Source organism: Thioclava kandeliae (assembly GCF_040297545.1).
GTDB lineage: Bacteria > Pseudomonadota > Alphaproteobacteria > Rhodobacterales > Rhodobacteraceae > Thioclava > Thioclava kandeliae.
The window spans coordinates 1-18,780 of sequence record NZ_JAYWLC010000036.1; the positions used below are offsets into that span (position 1 = coordinate 1).

Annotated in this window: 19 protein-coding genes; all 19 read right to left on the bottom strand. The window is 65.1% G+C overall.

What is annotated here, in order from left to right; translation table 11 throughout:
• Positions 1-940 precede the first annotated feature (940 nt).
• Positions 941-1,432: a hypothetical protein gene (locus VSX56_RS19320; protein ID WP_350939201.1), complete on the bottom strand. Its 492-nt coding sequence runs from the start codon at positions 1,430-1,432 to the stop codon at positions 941-943.
• Positions 1,429-1,725 carry a hypothetical protein gene (locus tag VSX56_RS19325; protein ID WP_350939202.1) on the bottom strand — a complete coding sequence of 99 codons (297 nt, stop codon included), beginning with the start codon at positions 1,723-1,725 and terminating at the stop codon, positions 1,429-1,431. The genes VSX56_RS19320 and VSX56_RS19325 overlap by 4 nt, the downstream gene beginning before the upstream one ends.
• Before the next feature lie 44 nt (positions 1,726-1,769).
• Positions 1,770-2,117 (bottom strand): PDZ domain-containing protein, encoded by a 348-nt coding sequence (locus tag VSX56_RS19330; protein ID WP_350939203.1) that lies wholly within the window; start codon positions 2,115-2,117, stop codon positions 1,770-1,772.
• A gap of 10 nt (positions 2,118-2,127) precedes the next feature.
• Positions 2,128-3,114, bottom strand: coding sequence for a hypothetical protein (locus tag VSX56_RS19335; RefSeq protein WP_350939204.1), 987 nt, complete (start codon positions 3,112-3,114; stop codon positions 2,128-2,130).
• The gene (locus tag VSX56_RS19340) at positions 3,114-4,028 is read right to left on the bottom strand and encodes a hypothetical protein (RefSeq protein ID WP_350939205.1); all 915 of its coding nucleotides are present in this window, start codon (positions 4,026-4,028) and stop codon (positions 3,114-3,116) included. Before VSX56_RS19340 ends, VSX56_RS19335 begins: the two co-directional genes overlap by 1 nt.
• Positions 4,025-9,547, bottom strand: a complete 5,523-nt coding sequence (locus VSX56_RS19345) for a hypothetical protein (RefSeq protein ID WP_350939206.1) — start codon at positions 9,545-9,547, stop codon at positions 4,025-4,027. The genes VSX56_RS19340 and VSX56_RS19345 overlap by 4 nt, the downstream gene beginning before the upstream one ends.
• Positions 9,548-9,672: 125 nt before the next feature.
• Positions 9,673-9,930: a hypothetical protein gene (locus tag VSX56_RS19350; protein WP_350939207.1), complete on the bottom strand. Its 258-nt coding sequence runs from the start codon at positions 9,928-9,930 to the stop codon at positions 9,673-9,675.
• The gene (locus VSX56_RS19355; protein ID WP_350939208.1) at positions 9,927-10,133 is read right to left on the bottom strand and encodes a cold-shock protein; all 207 of its coding nucleotides are present in this window, start codon (positions 10,131-10,133) and stop codon (positions 9,927-9,929) included. Before VSX56_RS19355 ends, VSX56_RS19350 begins: the two co-directional genes overlap by 4 nt.
• A 144-nt stretch (positions 10,134-10,277) precedes the next feature.
• Complete coding sequence (locus VSX56_RS19360; protein ID WP_350939209.1) at positions 10,278-10,541, bottom strand: hypothetical protein; 264 nt, start codon at positions 10,539-10,541, stop codon at positions 10,278-10,280.
• An 80-nt stretch (positions 10,542-10,621) separates the two neighbouring features.
• A complete protein-coding gene (locus VSX56_RS19365; protein ID WP_350939210.1) occupies positions 10,622-11,077 on the bottom strand; it encodes a hypothetical protein in 456 nt (151 codons plus the stop codon).
• A 114-nt stretch (positions 11,078-11,191) separates the two neighbouring features.
• Positions 11,192-11,641: a hypothetical protein gene (locus VSX56_RS19370; RefSeq protein WP_350939211.1), complete on the bottom strand. Its 450-nt coding sequence runs from the start codon at positions 11,639-11,641 to the stop codon at positions 11,192-11,194.
• Positions 11,642-11,644: 3 nt separating this feature from the next.
• The gene (locus tag VSX56_RS19375) at positions 11,645-11,863 is read right to left on the bottom strand and encodes a hypothetical protein (RefSeq protein ID WP_350939212.1); all 219 of its coding nucleotides are present in this window, start codon (positions 11,861-11,863) and stop codon (positions 11,645-11,647) included.
• A gap of 38 nt (positions 11,864-11,901) precedes the next feature.
• Positions 11,902-12,312, bottom strand: coding sequence for a hypothetical protein (locus VSX56_RS19380; RefSeq protein WP_350939213.1), 411 nt, complete (start codon positions 12,310-12,312; stop codon positions 11,902-11,904).
• Complete coding sequence (locus VSX56_RS19385) at positions 12,309-12,632, bottom strand: head-tail joining protein (RefSeq protein WP_350939214.1); 324 nt, start codon at positions 12,630-12,632, stop codon at positions 12,309-12,311. Before VSX56_RS19385 ends, VSX56_RS19380 begins: the two co-directional genes overlap by 4 nt.
• Entirely contained in the window at positions 12,629-12,961 is a 333-nt protein-coding gene (locus tag VSX56_RS19390; protein WP_350939215.1) for a DUF2190 family protein, read from the bottom strand. Before VSX56_RS19390 ends, VSX56_RS19385 begins: the two co-directional genes overlap by 4 nt.
• Positions 12,962-13,050: 89 nt before the next feature.
• Positions 13,051-15,159 carry a head maturation protease, ClpP-related gene (locus tag VSX56_RS19395; protein WP_350939216.1) on the bottom strand — a complete coding sequence of 703 codons (2,109 nt, stop codon included), beginning with the start codon at positions 15,157-15,159 and terminating at the stop codon, positions 13,051-13,053.
• The gene (locus VSX56_RS19400; protein ID WP_350939217.1) at positions 15,146-16,606 is read right to left on the bottom strand and encodes a phage portal protein; all 1,461 of its coding nucleotides are present in this window, start codon (positions 16,604-16,606) and stop codon (positions 15,146-15,148) included. Before VSX56_RS19400 ends, VSX56_RS19395 begins: the two co-directional genes overlap by 14 nt.
• Before the next feature lie 5 nt (positions 16,607-16,611).
• Positions 16,612-16,815 carry a phage head-tail joining protein gene (locus VSX56_RS19405; RefSeq protein WP_350939218.1) on the bottom strand — a complete coding sequence of 68 codons (204 nt, stop codon included), beginning with the start codon at positions 16,813-16,815 and terminating at the stop codon, positions 16,612-16,614.
• Positions 16,816-16,817: 2 nt separating this feature from the next.
• Positions 16,818-18,780, bottom strand: a 1,963-nt coding sequence (locus VSX56_RS19410; protein WP_350939219.1) for a terminase gpA endonuclease subunit, incomplete at its 5' end; no start/stop codon positions are given.

Genomic DNA, 18,780 nt, shown 5'->3' on the forward strand with positions numbered 1-18,780 from the left:
GATACGGCGCCCGCCCTCTCGGGGGTCAGGCGACCAGTCTTGCAGTAGCTTGGGTCGGTGCGGATCGTTGACGCGTCTCGCACGGTCGGGGTGTTAGAGCACCCCGCCCCCTGAAAGAGGGCAAACAAAACGCCCCGCACGATGGCGAGGCGTCATGGATTTTTCGTGGGGGCCGCGGGTGCTCTGCGCTCATGGCCAAATTATTAGGCAGCGACTCTGCGTCAGGCAGCGCAGCCGGTATTTCCCATTTGTCGGATTATTGATGATCAACTAGTGTTGATCTGCGGCGTCATGAGTTGCCGTTTCTACAGGCTCAAAGGCGCGGGTAGCTGCCAAGAACCCGCGCCTTTCCCGTATGTATCCCATGCGATCAATAGCTTCACCCGACAGCGCGCAACCGGGCGCCGCTCCGGTATTTCGCCACCCTGCGGACCAGGCCGATTGCCCCTCGCCTGCATGCCGCAAAGTTAACACATGTTGTAATTGATATTAAACAGAACTCGCATAGGCTCCAAGTTGTAACCAGTACCGGGCGCGGGTTCCGAACCACCACTCCTCCGCGCCCGTTTACCCCCCACCTCCCGTGTCCCTGCGCTCCACGATGGCCGCGAAGCAGGTTGTGGCTGGCATCCCTCATTGCATCATGAAGAGCCCCATTCGATGGCTGGACGAAAAATCGGATCTTGTCAGAGCATAGCAGCGTCCTAATTCGTGTAATGCTCCGGACATTGCGTCGGATCATTCGCGTGGAGCGACTAAGGCGCGGTCCTGGGAAGGATGCCGCGCCTTTTTCATCGCCATATGACGCAACGGGAAATCCCTTCACGACGGAGCGTCTTCGTTTCGATAAGCAATACCTTTTGTTAGGCCCGCCCGGCACATTGATGCCTCACATCATGGCAGGGAGGCGCAGGCGGTATTTGGCGCCACGGCCTCCCACCTACCTCCCCTCCCATTTCCCCTCGACAAACAGGTTCACCTGCACGGTCTTCTCGCGCGGGCATTGGTGATAGGCCCAGAGCTCGTAGCGCTCGGGGATGGCCTTCTCGGCCGGCCAGACGATCTCCCACGGGCCCCAGGGCTGTTTGAGGCGGTTGGGCGGGCGCGAGCCGGAGGGGCGGAGATCTTCCTCGGCCGAGGTATCGACCACCGCGCGGTAGCTCGTGCCGCCGATCACCACATAGGCGGCAAGCCCGCGATACTCGCAGCGGCGCTTGATCATATCGCCCATCAGCTGCAGCCCCTTGGGCGTCACGCTCGAGGAGCTCACGGTCACCGCTACAAAGGGCGTCTGGCCGGTGAAGTCGCGCCAGGGCCGCGAGGATTGCGCCTGCCGGATCCATGGCTCGGCCACGGCCAGCACGGCGATCGTGGCCAGTACCCAGATCGGCAGCCGGTTGGCGCGGATGGCGCCCTTGATATGGTCGCTCATTTGCCGCCCCCCAGTTTCTTGCGGATCATGCCCTTGAGGAAATCGCGATCGCGGACCATGGCGGTGAGCACATCGAGCACGATGAGCCCGACCGACATGATGGCCACGGCCGCCAGCACCTCGGAGCCGCGCACATAGGGCGCGACCGAGGGCGACAGGCCCACGGTCAGGAAGGCGCTGGCGGCGGTCTTGGCAAGGCGCTTAACGAGCGGCTCGCGTTCGGCGTCGCGGGTGGCGACATAGATCACCATCCCCGCCAGCACCGCCCAGTATTCGATAGGTTTGGAGAACATGCGCCCCTCGCTTCGCTCATAAAAAATCCCGCCTCGGGGGCGGGTCATCCTGCGTCTTCTGCGCTGGTCTGGTCTGGCTCCGGATCGGTTGGCGCCGGCAGCGGCAGCGGCACCGGCCCGCTGGCCACCGTGACAGGATCGGGGAAGCGCTCCGCCTCGGAGGCATTGTCACCGATCGGCAGGAGCAGCGTGACGGTCCATTCGCCCTCCGTCTGCCTGGCGCTCTGAATATATCCGGCATCTAGTGCAATGCCCGTATCAGGGTCCGCGTCGAGTGTACTCAGGTTAAAATCGATGCCATTCACGCTAATAATATCGTCACCTACAAGAAGCGAGGAAAGTTCGAAATCGGCGTTTGGCAACCGCACAATCGGCGAAAAAATAATCTTCACAGCACTCTCCTTATTTCCAACGACCAATTGCTGTCAGATAGACATACTTGTTCGCACCAGCTGCACTGTTTACCGTGCACCAAGGGCGGAAGTTCACACTGGTCGAACTCAAACCGCTAAACGAAACCCCAGCTGGCACCGCGCCACCAATTTCCACTGCGCCGCTGAAGGCCCTAGGAACCGACGAAAAAACTGCGGGGTATGTCCAAATCGTTCCGTTTGACGGTTCGTAAAGCGAGCCGACCGATGTGCCCCAAACGTCAGTTGCGACAGAAATTCTAGCCTCGCAGATTTGCGTTCCATCCTGCAAACGAACATAATCACCATTCGAGTTGGAGCCGTATTCAGGGTACATGGGCGTCCAATCTGTCCAGACTGCAAACATCCGATGCCGGAAATATCTCTGCTTGAGAGCAGATGTAGGATAGATCGGCGTGAACTCCTGATAGATGTTCCCATTATCAATCGCCATTGTATCCACGACACCAATGGTCGACGAGCCCGGCAGGTTGGTAGCGATCGGATAGCAATTGATCAGCGAGCCAACCGGTGCATCGTCAAGGCTGCTGATCCCAAGCGTAGCCGCATTGACGACCGCGCCCAGAATACCGTTATCACCGGCCTTCAAAAGCCGACCGACGGTGTTATCGTACTTGCTTTGCGTGACGCCGGTGCCCGTAAGCAGCCCACCCGATGCCTTCAAGGTGCCGCTCTGACCGATCAGGCTGCGCCCATCTGCCGTCAGATCGGCCATGGCCATCGCACCTGCGCCCGTAAAGTACGGCAGCTTGTTTGCCGCGCCCTCCAGATGGGCGAAGGCCGCGATATTGTCCGAGGGCACATCGCCGATCATCGTCTCGATCCAGTCTCCCATGCCCTGCATGTAGTCTCCCATGACGGGGAACCAGCCGAGGAAGCCCTGGGCCTTAGCCGCAAAGCTCGGGTCGCCGAGGATCGGGGCCTCGTTGGGTGGTGGGGTATAGGTGGGTTTTGCCATCAGGCCACTCCTGTCAGGGCAAGGGTTGCAATCGTGCGCCCGCCGCCCGAAAGCGCGGGGAAGAAATCATCGGCCACGCCGTAGACCGCGAGGGCGAAGGGCGTCATGCCATCGCCCGGGTAGAAGTAAGCGGGCGCGCCGCGCGCCTGCTCGAGCGCGCGCTGGATCCGGCGATTGGCGGCCGTGTCAAAGGCCAGCTGCCATTCGGCCTTGCGGGCCGTGGGGCGTTTGACGATCGAGACATTGCCATAATCATCGGTCTCGCGGCGCGAGTAATCGGTAAAGCCCGAGCGCGAGCCATCGAGCACATCGCCCAGATACTCGCCCCGCCCCATGACGATCTCGGCCACAGAGGTCGTGCCGCCCGGATTGGAGATGGTGATCTCGAGCGTAAAGCCCGAGAGCGCGCCCAGATCGACAAAGACCTGCTCGGGATCAAAACTGTCCTCATAGGTGAAGAAGTCGGCCCAACTCTGGATCTGGCTCGTGTCCAGCAGGTCGGCCGTGCGGTCATAGACCACGCCGCCCCCCGCATCGCGGATCACCACCTGCAGCGAGATCGCCACCAGATCGATGAAGGCGATCGCATCGACCCGCGCAGGCAGGCCCAGCGTATAGGTGATGCTCTCGGCCCGCGTGGTGGCCTGCCCCAGAGTGGCATCAAAGGCCCGCCAGCGATTGGTCGAGCCGACCTCCACCCAGTAATCCCCGGCATTTGTGCCCGAGACCGGATGCACGCCGGATCCCGGGGCGAGGGCCTCATAGATGCGATGGGTGGCGATCAGGATCACCCGATCGCCCACCGCATAAGAGGTGCCCGCGGCCCAGCTGCCATAGTCATCCTCGGCCACATTCGAGGCCTGCATAGTCCCCGCGCCCAGAGGCACGGGGATGATCATCAGAGCTTGCGTCATTGCGTCTCGGCCTCCCGCCGTTCTTCGATCATGCGCAGCTTGCGCAGGTCGTTATTGCCGTTCATCTGCAGCTGACGGGTCTCCTCGCGCAGCTGGCGCATCTCGGCGATCAGGGCGCGCAACAGGGCATCCTCCGCGCGATCGGCCCCCTGCCCGCCGCCGCCCGAGAGCATCCGGCGGGTCTGATCGGCCGACCAGATCCGGCTGGCGCCCGTGGCCTCGATCTCGGGGCCCTTCTCGCCCACGAGCCGCAGACCGCCTGTGTGCAACCCGCCACGGGCAAAGGCCGGCACGCCGCCCATCCCCTCGATCTGCGCACGCAGCACCGCCATCTTCCGCTCGAGCGCCGGCGCATCGCCGATCAGCGAGATCAGCTGCTCCTCGAGCCCGCCCTTCGTCCAATAGGCCTGGCTGAAGCCCGAGATGTCATCGCCGCGCCCGTAATCGACATGGGTCGCCGCATAGGAGACCTTGCCCTCTGCATCGACAGCGAGCGTGGCATCGCGATTACCATTGCGGATATCGACACCCGTCGATTGCTCGAGCGCCTTGATCTGCGCAATGACCGAACTGGCGGTGCTGATGACACTGGCCTTCTGGTCGGCCAGCGTGGCGAGGCTCGCCTGTGCCTTGGCCAGCGCCTGCGCCGCCCTGGCTTGGGCCAGCTGCTCATCCATCACCTTGCGCAGATCAATGAGTGCCCCACGCAGGCCGGTCATCGCCGCCTTGGCCGAGGCCAGCGGGGTGGCGACCGAGCTGGTCATCAGGCTCGCAAAGGCCGAGGACGGATCAAAGCGGAACGATCCGCCCAGCGTGATCCGGCCCGCACTCGCCCCCGAGACCGCCGCCAGCAGGCTCTTCTGCTGGGCGGTCAGCCCCGAGAGGTCCACCGTGCCCTTGAGCGTGCGGGTAAGGGTCCCGCTCGCGGCCCTGAGCATGCGGATCTGGTCGCCCGAGAGCGACCCGAGCCGCACCGTGCCCGCGATGATGCGCGAGACGGTGAGAGCCGCGCTCGAGAGTGCTGCCCGCTGGTCGGAGGTCAGGTTCGAGGCGAAGGCCGCGCGGATGGTGATCGCCCGCGCAGCCGAGGTGTTGGCATTGAGGAGCAGCGCCTTGATCTGCGCCGACTGGTTGCCCCCGAGAATCCCTGTGATCCGCGCGATATAGCCGCCCTGCTGGCTCAGCAGGATCCGGCGTTGATCGGCAGTGAGCCCTTTCGAGAAGGCCGCCTCGATCATCGCGGCATAGCTGCCCTGCCCGGCAAAGACGAGCTGCCGCAGATCGCCCGAGATGCCTTTGCCAAAGCTTGCGTTCACCGTCACCGCATAGGCGCCGATATTGCCGAGCGCGAGCCTGACCGCCCGCGCATCGGCCTTGGAGGACAGCGCCACATTCACCACCCGCGCCAGCTCGCTATTGCCGGCCAGCGCCACCCGCATGGTCTCGGCGTCAAGCGTGGCTCCTGCGAGGAGGTTCACCGTCTTCTGCAGCTTCGAGGTGGCGGTCAGCGCCAGCGTGGTCAGATCGCGGCCCAGATCGTTCTTCGCCAGATATTCCACCGTCTTCACATGTTCCGAGGCCCCCGTCAGCGCGAGCCATTTCTGATCCGCTGTCAGGTCCGAGCGGGTGATGAAGTCCACATAGCGAGTGATGCCCGCTGCGCTGTCGGAGAGCATCGCCTTCAGATAGTCGGGGATCTTGGCATCCTCGACCACATCAATAGCCAGATCGATCTGTTTCTGCAGGCTGGCATAGTTGATCGCGGCCGCCGCCGTGATGGCGCTGTCGAGATCGCCGAGCTGAGTCTGCAACATATCAATCTGCTCCTCGCTCAGCGCATTGCCGGCCGCGAGATAGTCCCGCGCCTCGGTCATCAGATCGACCTGAGCCTGCGTGAGGCTGGCGATGGCTTCGGATTTTGCGCCCTCGATCTGGGCGATGCCTTCCACCTGCCCCAGATCCGAGGCCACCCGCGCCTGAGCACGCGCCACATCAAGCGCACTGGTGGCCGTGGCCGAGACCCGATCAAGATAGGTCTGTGCCACACCGGTCAGCCCGCTCGTGGCATCAAGATCGCCCGCTTTGGCCGAGGCGAGCGTGCTCTGATAGCGCGCGGCCGAGAAGGCCAGCGCCGATTGCGGCGAGGTCATCGCCGAGGCAGTGCCCCGCATCTCGGCCACGAACGCGGCGATACTGTCGGCGGCCTTATACCAGTTGGTCGCGGCCTGCGCCGAGGCCTGTTGCGCCGCCGTATAGGCAGTGATCGCGCCGTCGAGCGAGATCGAGACCTGCCCCGAGAGCGCCTCGATCTGCGCGGTGAAGGAGGCCACCTGCGGCAGGATCTCGTCAAAGACGCCTGCCATGCCCACCAGCGTCGCCCAGAGCTCCCGCCCGCCTTCGGTGGTCAGATCCATCGCATCCACCAGCGCGCGGTATTGATCGCGGCTCTGGGGCATCGCGAGGCCCATCTCGGACAGCGCCTCACTGGTCTGGCGGGTCAGCGTGGCCAGACGCTCGCTCTCCGAATAGACCGCCTCGTAGTAAGAGCTGACAGCCGTGCCAAACGCCTCATCGCCGCCGAAGAGCTGCGTCAGCTGGCTTGCCATATCGGCGCCGACCAGCCCCGTGGCGCGGAAGGTATTGCCCAGCGTATCCATCGCCGCATTCACCGTTTGCAGCGCCGAGGCCAGACGGTTGATGGTCTCCATCGCCCCCTCGCCCGAGGCCGAGAACGCCTCGAGCCCTTTGACCTGCCCCGCATAGGCATCGCCCAATCCGGTGAGCCTATCCTGCAGCACCTCCAGCGCCTCGTCTTCCGAGAGCCCTTTGGTCGAAAACTTCAGCTCATAGGCAAAGCCGTCAAATGCCTCGGTGCCAATGTCCAAGGCCGAAGCCGCGGCGGCGATGCTATCCTGCACCCCATAGACGGCCTGGCGGATCGGATCGGCGATCTCGCTCGAGGCGGCCGAATAGTTCGTGCGCTTCGATTTGGAGAGGCCCCAGAAGCGCGACTTCTCGATCCGTTCATAGGTCTGCACCGTCACATCGCTCCCGCCAATCAGCGCACGGATGCCGGTATCAAGCACCTTGGTCTTGCCGATGAGCCCCGAGATCAGGAAGCCTACGGCCGCCACCGGCAGCGCAATGGCCCCGATTGCGGCCGAGAGACCGGCAATCCCCGAGGTCGCCCCGCCCAGCACGGAGGTGAGATAGGTGCCGGTGGCGGCCAGCCCGCCGCCTGCGCCGGTGAGGCTGGTGATCAGACCGCCCGCACCCGAGATGAAGGCATTGACCGATGTGCCTATGACACCCGCGAGCCCAAGCCCGCTGGTGGCAAGCGAGCCAAGGCTGCCGGGCATGACGCCCGTGGCCGCTGCGGCCGTGCCGGTCACGCCAGTTGCGCCCGTCACCCCCATCGCCACCAGAATGCGGTTCTTGGCCGCCGTGGCGATCATCTGTTTGAGCCAGGATTTGAACATATCGCCAATACTCCCCAAAGTGGTCCGGAACCCCGTGAAGAGCCCGTCGACCAGCGTGTCAGTCAGTTCGCCCACCAGCGGCAGGTTGTCGGCCAGATCGGCATTGAGCTGCGCCATGGCCTTTTGCACTTCCTCGGGCGTCAGGAGCCCCTCCTTCGCCAGAGCATTCAGCTCGCCCAGTTCGCGGCGATAGCGGTTCATCGGATCGATCAGATCGCGCCAGCGCTCGGCCTCTTTCGCCTGCGCCTTCTCGAGCTTTTGCGCGGCCTTCGCGCCCGCCGTGCCCGCTTTGGTCGAGGCTTTCTGCGCCGCCGTCAGCTGATCGAGGGTCGCGAGTTTGTCGGACATGGTCTTGATCTGCGCCTGATCGATGGCAAGCCGCGCATCGGCCGCCAAAGCATCCTCGCCCGCAGCCACCGCCGCATCGCGCCGCGCCTGCGCTTCCAGCTCAAGCCCCGCGATGCGCGTGGCATTGGCCACGTTCTGCTTGTTGCGCGTCGCTTCGATCTGCACGTCGAGCGTTTTGATCTGCGCATCGAGATTGGCCGAGAAGCCGGTCGCCGCCGCCATGGCCGAGGCCAGACGCTGCGCGGCATCGGCCGCACTGTTGAGCCCCACAGGCAGATTGGCCGCGATCTTCTCGGCCTGCTCGGCATAGCCCGCAAGCCGCAGCGCCTCGATGGCCGTCTTGGCCGCGGCCGAGGCCGCCTCCTGCAGATCGGGCGGAATGCGCCCCGCGCTATCCTTCACCGCCATCAGCACCTGCGTCAGATCCTTGGCCCCTGCCGCCACTTGATCGACATCGCCCGAATTGATCTTCGCCATCGCATCGGCCACGCCGCGCGCCTGAATGATCGTCAGCCCGAACTGGCTCCGCAGCTGGCGGATGCTGGTTTGCGCCATGGTCAGGAAGTCATCACGCAATGCGCCGCCCGCCTGACGGGTCGCGGCATCAAACTGGTCGACCTGTGCCACGAGATCTGCAAAGCGCTCCCGCAGGGCGCCTGTCGAGGCATCGAGATCATTCATCGCCTTCAGCTGGGCCAGATCCAGCATCGCGAGGTTCATCTCCCGCGCGGCCTCGGCATTGAGCCCGAACTCCTTGCGCAGAGCAGCCATCGGGATTGCCGCCACATCGAGGGCCGCGCGCAGATCACCGAGCGAGCCCTCAAGATCATCGATCGCCTCGCCCATATCTTTCGCCTTGCGGCCAAAATCCCCGAGCATCGGCAGCACCACCGCGCCCACGGCCACCAGCGTGCCAAGCGCCGAGCCGATCATCGCGAGCTTGCCCGAGAAGCCGAGTGCCCCCAAGAGCTGCGGGGCTTGCATGGCGAAAGCCCGCATCACATCGGTGCCGCCCGCGATCTGCACGAAGAAGTCCTGCACCTGGAAGGACGCGTTCGAGAAGGCCGAGGACATCCGCCCCGAGATCCCGCCCGTGCGCTGCATCACGCCGCTTGTGGCCGAGAGCTGCTCGCCCAGAAGCCGCAGCGTATTGGCCCGCGCGCGGTCATCGACCACCCCTGCCGCCTGCGCCGCATTGAGCACCTCGACCGCCTGCCTGTAGCGCTGCGAGCTGGCGAAAAGCGGATCGACCGAGGCGCGCAGGCTCTCGTAGCTCCGCGCCGCATTTTGGGCCGTGCGCGCGGCCTCCGCCTGTGCCGCCTCGCCCGCACGGGCCGCCTGTGCTGCCCGATCGGATACACTCGCCACGCCCAGATACTTGGCTGCCGCCTGTTCGAGCACCTGATTGGCCGCCCGTTGGCTGGCCACCCCGCTATCCACAAACCCCGCCACCTGACGCTGCACATCTGCATAGCGCTGGCTCGCCGCAAAGGCCGGATCGATCGAGGCCCTGAGCTGGTCGAAGGACCGCGCCGCCTTCACCTCCACCGAGGCCCGCACCCCCGCCCAGGCCTGATTGATATTGCCCGCCATCTTCTGCGCCTCGGCACTCGCCGCCCGCGCCCCCGACTGGAACTGGCTCAGGTCCAGCCCCAGCTTCGCCTGCATCGCACCCACTTGGCCCATCGCCATGGCACACCTCTTTTGCATAGAAAAAGGGGCAGACCGTGAGGTCCGCCCCTTGGGGTTGGTGCCGCGCGAGGCAGCGATCCTGTAAATCTTTGAAGAACGCCCAGACGGCTCAGCAGCCCGGCTCGTTAACGCGCCGCATCCCGGGCAAGTCTCGCCGCTTTAAGCCGCGCTGTTTTCTCGGAGCGCTTCTTGAGCTCCTCCGCTTGGAGAACCTTGAAGGATGCATCGGTTCTGATGCGCTTTTTGTCGCGGACACGCGCAGCGTCGCTCAGCATGCTCTCAGCGTCGGCTTGGCTTGTCTCCATCGCGCCAGATACTGGTCGTTTCGTCGCGATGACTTCGGTCCGCTCCACCTTTTGGAAGAAATCCTCAGAAGTGCTCATAGCAGCACCAGGTTGGTTGCGGCCATCCGGCCGTTACGGTCAATCTCGGAATCAAAGCTGATCTTCTGACCGTCTCTCAGATTGCGTAGACCCGCGCGTTCCAGCGCGGTCACATGGACGAATACATCCACCCCTCCATCCTCCGGCTCGATAAAGCCGTAGCCTTTGGTGCTGTTAAACCACTTCACGGTGCCATTAGCCATTTCCGCAAATCCTCCCCACGAACTGCCATCCGCGACATGCGACAACATTCCAGCTTCGAGCTAGGCTGTGCAAACAAGCGAACAAGAGCATCCACCCTCTCGCCGTAGGGGAATGCTGAAGGTCTCACGTGAATTGGCAAGAAACTAGGCAGTTAGAGCCCCCGCCCCCACAGCCAACGGATCTTCCCCCGCCTGCCGCGCCTCGAAATACCCTGCGCACATCTCGAAGAGGAGCTCCGCCTCCCAGCCTTCGGTGATGCGCCCTGTGGCCTGCATGAAGGCGCTGATTTCGGGCCAGTCGGTGGCGCGCAGATCGAGGCCGGTGGAGCGGACCGGATCGAGGCGGATCATCGCCTCGACGAGATAGCTGCCGGCATCGAGTTCGGGCAGCCCGAGGGGGCGGCCCATGCGCTCGGCGAAGGCCAGCCGGGTCTCGTTCCACGATTTCGGCGTGGAATGGAGATAGCCCAGCTGGCGTGCATAGGCGATCAGCGCGCGTTTGCGTTTCCCAAGTAACTTTCGCGCTTGGAGGCAAAGGCCAGCACCTGCTCGGCAAAGCTCTTCTCGCCCTCCTGACCATTGATCATCTGCAGGTTCAGGAACCAGCGCAGATCGTCCTCGGAGGTGGTCAGCGCCGCCTCGCCCCGCGCGATATTCTCGAAGCCGGTGATCAGCGGCACCGCGCCATCGACCATCTGGGCATGGAGATCCTCGAGCGTGCGGGCCTCCTCGCTTTCCTTCTTGGGCTTATCCTTCAGCTTGGCGCGCTGCACCGCGCGCAGGGCCGATTGCACGGCGCGGCTCTCGGTGCCGCGCACCAGCACCACGCAGGGTTTGCACCGCGTCTCATCGGCAAAGAGCTCCTCGCCCGAGGCGGGGTCCTTGAGATGCAGGCGGGCGGGTTTGTCAGCGGCGGTGCGGCTGTCGAATTTGGTGAAGTCCATGGGGTTTATCCTTCAGGGTTCGGGTTCAATAAAAAGGGCGGCTGCGGGTGAACCACGCCCGCAACCGCCCGGCTCCGGCGCAAACCCGCGCCGGAGATCTCTGTGTTTACCGGCTTAGGCTGCAGCGACGCGGACCAGCGCCGAGTTGATGCGGAACTGGCCGGTCATGCCCTTGGCGGTGGAGGCCGTGCGCGAGCGGTCGCGGATATTGGCGACCTTGGTGTGGAAGTAGATCACCTCGCCATCGGGATCGGTGAGTTTCACCGACACATCGTCATTGGTGTTCGACTTGGCCTTGAGGATCTCCTGCCCCGCATCCGTGTCGCCAGTGAGCAGGAAGGTGAAGTCGCAGGTCCCGCCATCAAGCGCGCCATTGACGTGCAGCGTGCGCCCCTTAAGCGTGGTCTCGGTGGTATCCTCGGACGTATCGCCAATCTCGCCGAACTCGGTGATCTCGCCCACCTCAGAAAAGCCGGTAAGCGCCGTAAAGCCCGCCGCATCGAGCGTGGCAGGCTTGCCTTCGGCCACTTCAACAGTGGCGCCGATATAAGTGCGTTGGGTCATGGCTTAGCCTTTCTTCTCAGAGGTGGTGCTGGGGGTGGCGCTGGCGGGTTTGGTCTCCGCCGCGAGGACGATCGCGCCCGAGCGGATCCGCCCGCCCAGCACATTGCGGTTATCGATCAGATCGAGCACCGGTTGCGGCAGCTCGGTCTCTTTGCCTGCAGGCAGGACATGACCGCTCGGCAGGGTCAGATCGCTCGACCCTGTATTTTTTACCTTCGGCATCGCGAAGCTCCTTTGCTGTGAAGAACGATCCCCGCGCCTCAGCGGCGCAGGGGTTTGAGATATTGGGCCGTGAAGCTGATGACGGCGGTGCCAATCACCGCCTCGCCCTCGCCATTGAGCGTGGTGGTGACCTCCTCGGGCGTCAGGGTCACGCACTGGCCCCCGAAGGCCCCCATCACCGCCGCCTCGATCGCCTCGGCATCGCGGTCGAGCTGGTCCTCGATCTCCGTGCCGCCCAAGCGCTTGATCACGACCTGCAGGAGCACCTCGCGCTCGAAGGAGGCCAGCGTGCCCGCCCGCCCCCGCTCACGCGGGGTGGCCACGCCTATCACCGGCAGATCATTGGCGGAGACGTTCCCTGCCCAGGCCGAGACCAGCGTGACGCCCAGAAGATCGGGGGCGCTGGCGAGCGCCGCATGCGCGAGGCGGCGGAACTGCGACCGGCTCATCCCCGCACCTTCGAGAGCTCGCAGATGAGGAAGGCATCGGCGGCGGGCGAACCCGAGGGCCGGATCAGCGCGATGATGTAAAGATCGCCCGTCTGCGGGTCGATCCGGTCGCCTTTGGCGAGATCCGGCACCAGATCCCGCCGCACCCGCCAAGTGGGGGCCATGATGGTGATCGGGTGACCGTCCTGATCTTCCGCCTCGATGGGCTCGGCGCGGAAGATCGACTGGATCTCGCGCGAGGCCCCGTCCTTGGGAGTGTAGGTAACCGGACCGCCCAGCACATCACCGAGGATCGAGGCCATCCCCGCAAAGACGCTCACCGGATCCCGCCATCGAGCAGCACGATGCCGATCTCGGAAGGATCATCGGCCGCCTCCAGCGCCACGCCCACGAGGCTATTGCCCGAAGCGACCGTGGTCACCACATCGCCCGCCGCCGCCAGATAGATCTTGGCGCCCACCGTCCAGGCCTGCGCCGAGGTCTTGGGCAGTTCGAACACGCCGCGCCGCACCAGCGTGACGGGCTCTCCCGCCGCCGCCTTGCCTTGCGCGACCCCCGTGATGGCCCCGATCTTCACGAGCTGGCCCGAGGTCACAGCCGTCTCCGCCGTCAGAGTGATGTTCTCACCCGCTTGCACATAAGTCTTCATCGCGATCTCCTTCTTGCTCATCTGCAAATGACGACGGGCGCCACAAAGGGCGCCCGTTCGTCAGATCAATCTCACTGCCTCACACCCGATCAGGCGCCCGCATTCTTATAGGCCCCGCGATACTCGACCGCCGCCGCCCCGAAGATGTGGCGGGCATTCATCGTCACCACATCGGGGTTCATGCCGTCGAGCGTCTCCACCGTCGGCGCCTCATAGCCCTCGAGATAGGCGTGCTGGATCGGCGGCATGTCGGAGGAGACCAGATACCAGGCGGTATCCGAGCCACCGGCCGCCGCGCCCAGATGCCCGACCGTCGAGGGCGTGAGCGAGTTCGAGAACGGGTTCACATCCGCCGTCTTGGCCGGGGTGATCGTGGTGATGAACTGCCCCGCCACCATCTCGAGCGCGGGCGGCACGATCAGCCGGTCGGCCTCGATCGAGAGGAAGTCGTCACTGTCTTTCGACCCGAACGCCCGCTGTTCCCACATCGCCTTGCGGGCGGCGGCAATCGAAGCGACCGAGATCGCCGCCGCCGTGCCCGCGAGATTGCCGTGATCGGCATGAAAAAGCGCCTTGCCATCGGATTTGAGCTTGGCGTTGTTGCGGAAGAGCGTCCAGACCATGGAACTTTCCATCAGCCGCGCGGCGGTGGCGAACTCGGTCGGGATGCGCTGGAAGGCGCCCATATCGTCATTGATCACCGCCTCGAATGTGAGGTTGATCGTGCGGCCACGGCGCTCGACCTTCAGGCCTTCCGCCTCATCGACCAGACGGGCCTGTTTGTACTCGCCATTCTCGCCCACAGGTTTGAGCTGGAAGTCGCCCCCGAAGCGGACCGCATGCAGCTCGCGGAAATCGGCCGCCGAGATCGGTGCGCCGGTCACCAGCTGCCAGCTCGCCGCGCGGCGGTTATAGTTCTCGATCAGCGTGCGCTTCATCACCTCGGTGGTGATATAGGCAAAATCGCTGACGCCGAGTGCCCCGCCGGTCATGGTGGTGGCCATCATGCCGCGCTTGACCTGCGCTGCCTCATCATAGCCACGCGTGGCCCCGCCCAGATCCATCGCCATGCGTTTGATCCGCAACCCGCGATACTCGGCCGCCGGCCCATCGGTCTTCTTCATCAGCGCCCCGATCATCCCTTCCATGCGGGTGTCGGTCTCGTCGCGCGTGATGCGGGCGGGGCTATGGCTGCGCGAAGGCGCTTCAGCAGCCGCCATCTGCGCCATGAAGCGGGTGCCGGCATCGCAAAGCGCCGTACCATCATCGATAAGCGCATCGATATCGGCCTGCATCAGCCGGCCCGAGGTCAGGAAGGGTGCGGCCATCTCGCGGATGCCCTTCACCCGCGCCCGCTCGGCCGCCACCGGATCGGGCTGCGGCGTGGTCATCTGAGGGGCCGGTTGCGGGGCGGGCTGAGGGGCCGGTTGCGGCGGGGTGCTCATCACCGGGGCCGGTGCGGACGGCGTCTGGGTCGTAGTGGTCGTGGGCGTGGTCATCAAAGTCTCCTTGGGTTTGGGGGTGGCGCGGCGCGCCGCGTCCGGAACACGGGACAGGAGCTGCTCGTAGCTCGCTCCTGCGCTCATGAAGGCCGCCTGCGCGGCCTCCATCGTGGCAAATCTTGTCAGGGTAGCGGTGGCGGTGGTGGCGGTCTCTTCTCCGGCCACCTCATCGGCAAAGCCCTGGGCCACGGCCTCTTCGGGGCCATACCAGGTCTCGGCCTTCATGATCTCGCGGACCTCGTCAGACGTCTTGCCCGAGGCGCTCGCATAGACCGCGGCATAGGTCTGGGCCGAGGCCCCGATCACATCGGCCTCGCGGCGCATCTGGGCCTCGGTGCCATAGGCAAAGCCCGACGGATCATGGATCATCAGCTGCGAGCCTTGCGACATCACCCGCTTGGTGCCCGCCATCAGCAGAAGCGAGGCGGCCGAGGCCGCAAGCCCCTCGACCACGATGGTCGCCCCACCCGGATGGGCTGCGAGGATCGCGCGGATCTGCTCGCCTGCCCAGACATGGCCGCCGCCCGAGTTGACCCGCACGGTCACCGGCCCCTCGCCCATGATCTGCAAGGCCTCGCGCACCATGCGCGGCGCGAAGAAGATATCGCTCTCGAGCATATAGCCCACATAGTCATCGAGCAGCACCGTCCCGCTCAGGATCAGCTCGCCGCCCATAATCAGCTCACTCGCCTTCATCAGTCTCTTCCTTATTGCTATCGGCGGCCCGTCCGCCCTGAGGCGTCACCGGATCGAGACCGGCGGCTTTATCGGCGACCAGATCCTGCGCCCGCTCGGCGCGGATCGTGTCGGGATCACGCCCCAGCTCGCGCTGGGTGCGCTGGCGCGAGTTCAGCCCCGCCTCGACCTCCTCGATCATCGCGGGGATCTCCTTGGTCGGATCGACAAGGATCCGCCGCGGCGGCGTCCAGTCGATGGTGAAGGCGGGAAGAGCCGCCCCTTTGACCGCCAGCCCCTCGCGGAACCAGCGCTCCATGCCGCGACAGAACTGCCCGATCATCAGACCCCGCTGCCACATGCGCACCAGCCGGTCCATCTCCATCCGCCCCATCCGGCCCGAGGAGAAGTTCACCCCCTTCAGATCGCCCGCGAGCGCCTCGTAGCTGATGCCCAGACCCATCGCGACCATGCCGAGACCGCGGCGCATAAACTCGTCATAGCCGTCGATCTTGGGCGGGTTGGTGAAGTTGGGCTTTGCACCCGCGGGGAGGTTCACCACCGCCCCCGGGGCCAGCTCCTCGAGCCCCGCCCCCGCATTGGCCGGACGCGTGGCCGCATCCTCCCATTCGATCACCACCGCCATCAGCGCGGCCATCTTCTGCTTGAGGATCTGCGCCTCCTGATAATCGCCCAATTCGCCGAGCGTCATCATGACGGGTGCCAGCCACGGCACTCCCCGCAGCTGGCCCGCGCGATCAAAACGGCGGATATGCAGGATGTCGGACCAATGCACCCGCGTGGAGCCGAGCGCGCGGCGGTTCTGCACGGCACCGGGATGCTCGTTATAGAGGTGATAGGCCTCGATCGCGCCAGTGGGCCCGTATTCGATCCCCTCCACCACGAGGTTCTTCCCATGCGATTGCACCGTCATATCGAGGTAATCGGCCTCAATCAGCTCGACCTGATAGGGCAGCCGCAGCTGCGGATCATGGCGCGGGTTGCGCATGCGCCTACACACCAGCACCTCGCCATCGGCAAAGACCGTGGACATCACGATCCCCTGCATCTCGAAGAGGTCATACTCGCCAAGCGCATCGATATCGGGGGTCAGGAGATGCTGGAGCGCCGCCTCCACCTGCGTTTTGTCCTGACCCTTGCCTTGCCCACCCTCCATGCGGATCGAGGGGGTGATCCCCTCGCCCACCACATTGGCCACAACCACATCGCGGCCGCGCGCCGCATAGGGGCGGTTACGGATCATGTCGCGCGAGAGATTGCGCATCCGCGCGCGATGGCCGAAGGCCGCGGCATCGGCCGAGGAGCCCGGGGCTTTCCAGCCATAGGTGCGCCGCCCGCGCGAGGCGGCATCGAAGTTCATCAGCTGTGCGGCCCCCGCTCGGGCGCGCAGCCGTTTATAGCCCGCTTCAGGACTGAAGAAGGACACCATACGGTCGATCGGGTTCATCGCTCTCAGAGCCCCCGCAGCGTTTTGGGATAGGTGACCTGGAAGCGGCCCGTGCCTGCGCCCGAGAGCTGGTCCTTCATCATCACCAGCGTGGCGCGCATCTCGTCGAGCGTGCGGTATTCCACCCGCTCGCCATTGATCTGCACCACCCGCGCGCCGGTCGCGATGGCCCGCTCCATGCGGGTGATGTCTGCTGCTGTCCAAGCCATCTCTAGCGTCTCCGAAGATATCTGATGCCCATGCCCGCAGGTAGCGGGTGCGGTGTGTAGGGAGGCGCATCGGGATCTCCCGCCGCCTCCGGTTCTGTCTGTGTCTCTGGCTCGGATACATCCGGTTGGGATGCCTCGCCCGCCTCGGGCACCAGCCGCACCGCGAAGGGATTGGCCACGCCCAGCACCGCCCAGTCCGGCGGATCCTCCCAGTTGATCCGGCTCAGGCCCTTATGCTCGGCCAGTGCCAGCGCCTGCACCGAGAGATCGAGCGTCTCGTTGCGTTTGACGCCCGCCTTCAGCTCGTAGCCCTTGGGGCCACGGCGCTCGGCCAGCAGTTCGGCCAGATGCTCTTCCTCGAGCCAGTCCGGCGTGTGCTGGGCGCCGGGGCCGCGCTCGAACCGCCCCAGCGCCGCCAGAACCGAATCCTTCAGCCGGTCGGTGGCCATATTGAGGAGCCGGACCGCACGGGCCTTGCGGCCTTTTGAACCCCGCGCGGGCGCGGCATACCAGACCCGGTCCGAGAGGTTCGGCCCACCCCGCCCGATGGATAGGAACCACAGATCCCCCTCGCCCGCCTTGCGCCGCCCGCGCCAGAAGCGCTCGGCATGATCCGACCACCCCGCAGGCCCGTTGAAGTCCACCGCCACTGCGCAGGGGGCGAGCGCCCAAGGCTGACCTTCCACCGGATAGGCCCGCGCGGTGAGGCCCGCGAGCGCCTCGGCATCCTCGGCATAGCGGCCGGGATCAAGGGCGCGGAACTCGCCCTCCTCGTTGCGGGCCCGTGGCGCCCCTTCGGGCGGTTGTACCAGTGCGAAGCGGTCGATGATCACCCGTTCGCCCTGCGCGCCCCAGGCCATGACCAGCGCCTCGAAGCGGTTGCCCTGCACATCGACCGAAGCTGTGATGAAGCGCGTCCAGCCGGGCGCGGTCCTGCGGTCGAGCCGCACCGCCTGCTCGGAGAGCATGGTGGTGGTCAGCTCGCCCTCGATCTGCAGCCCGTGCGGCACATAGGGCTCGCCGCGCTCGGTGAAGTAGACGCGGCTCAACTCGGTATAATCGCCGAACTGCTCGGCCTGCCGGAGCGCCAGCTCATAGGAGGTCACGATCCCTTCCCAGCTGGCAAAGGCCGCCGCCGCCCCGTTGAGCGAATAGCTCGCGACATCGGTGGCCCGCAGATCCGGATCATCGATGCTGACCAGCGCCCGTTTGCCATCCGCTCCAACGGTCGTGCCCTCATGCAGCCAGCCGCCGCGCCCCTTCAGGATCTGCCGGTTCATCTCGTTCTTGTGGCGATGGCTGTAAAGCGTGCCACAATGCGGGCAGCCCATCTCGGCCCGCGCCCCTGCAACCGCAGGCTCGAGCGTATTGTCATAGCGCAGGTATTTGAAGTGCGGCTCGAAGAGGTCGCCGCATTCACGGCACTCCCAATAAAACCGCCCCCGTGTCCCCTCGTTATAGATCCGCACGATCCCCCCCGAGACGGGCGGCAGCTCATGCGGGTTTTGCGGCCCCGCCTTCCAGGTCTCGTCGGTCACTGGAAAGGCCGGTGTGCTTTCCAGAAGCACGCAACCGCGCGACATGAAGGTCCGGATCCGCTGGCGCGCCATCCCGTAGGGGCTGCCCTCGGGCGCATCCTTGGGCCCCAGCACCTGCGGCATGTGATCGTAATCGGTCAGGAGCACCAGCCGCTGCGAGCGCGACGACAGCTGGCGCGCCACCGGATAGCCGATGGTCAGCCGCATCCCCTTGAAGCGCTTGCGCGAGAAGGTGCTGTCGTCGCGGGCGCGCCCCAGCCGCTCGCGCACCATCCGGCTATGCTCGATCATCGGGTCGAGCTTCTCTTCCACCCAGGCATCCGCATCGGGCTTTGACATATGGATGATCTGCACCGGGGCCGGCGCGCACATCACCGAATGCACCGCCACCGTGATCAGCATCGTGGTCTTGGCCGATTGCGACGGC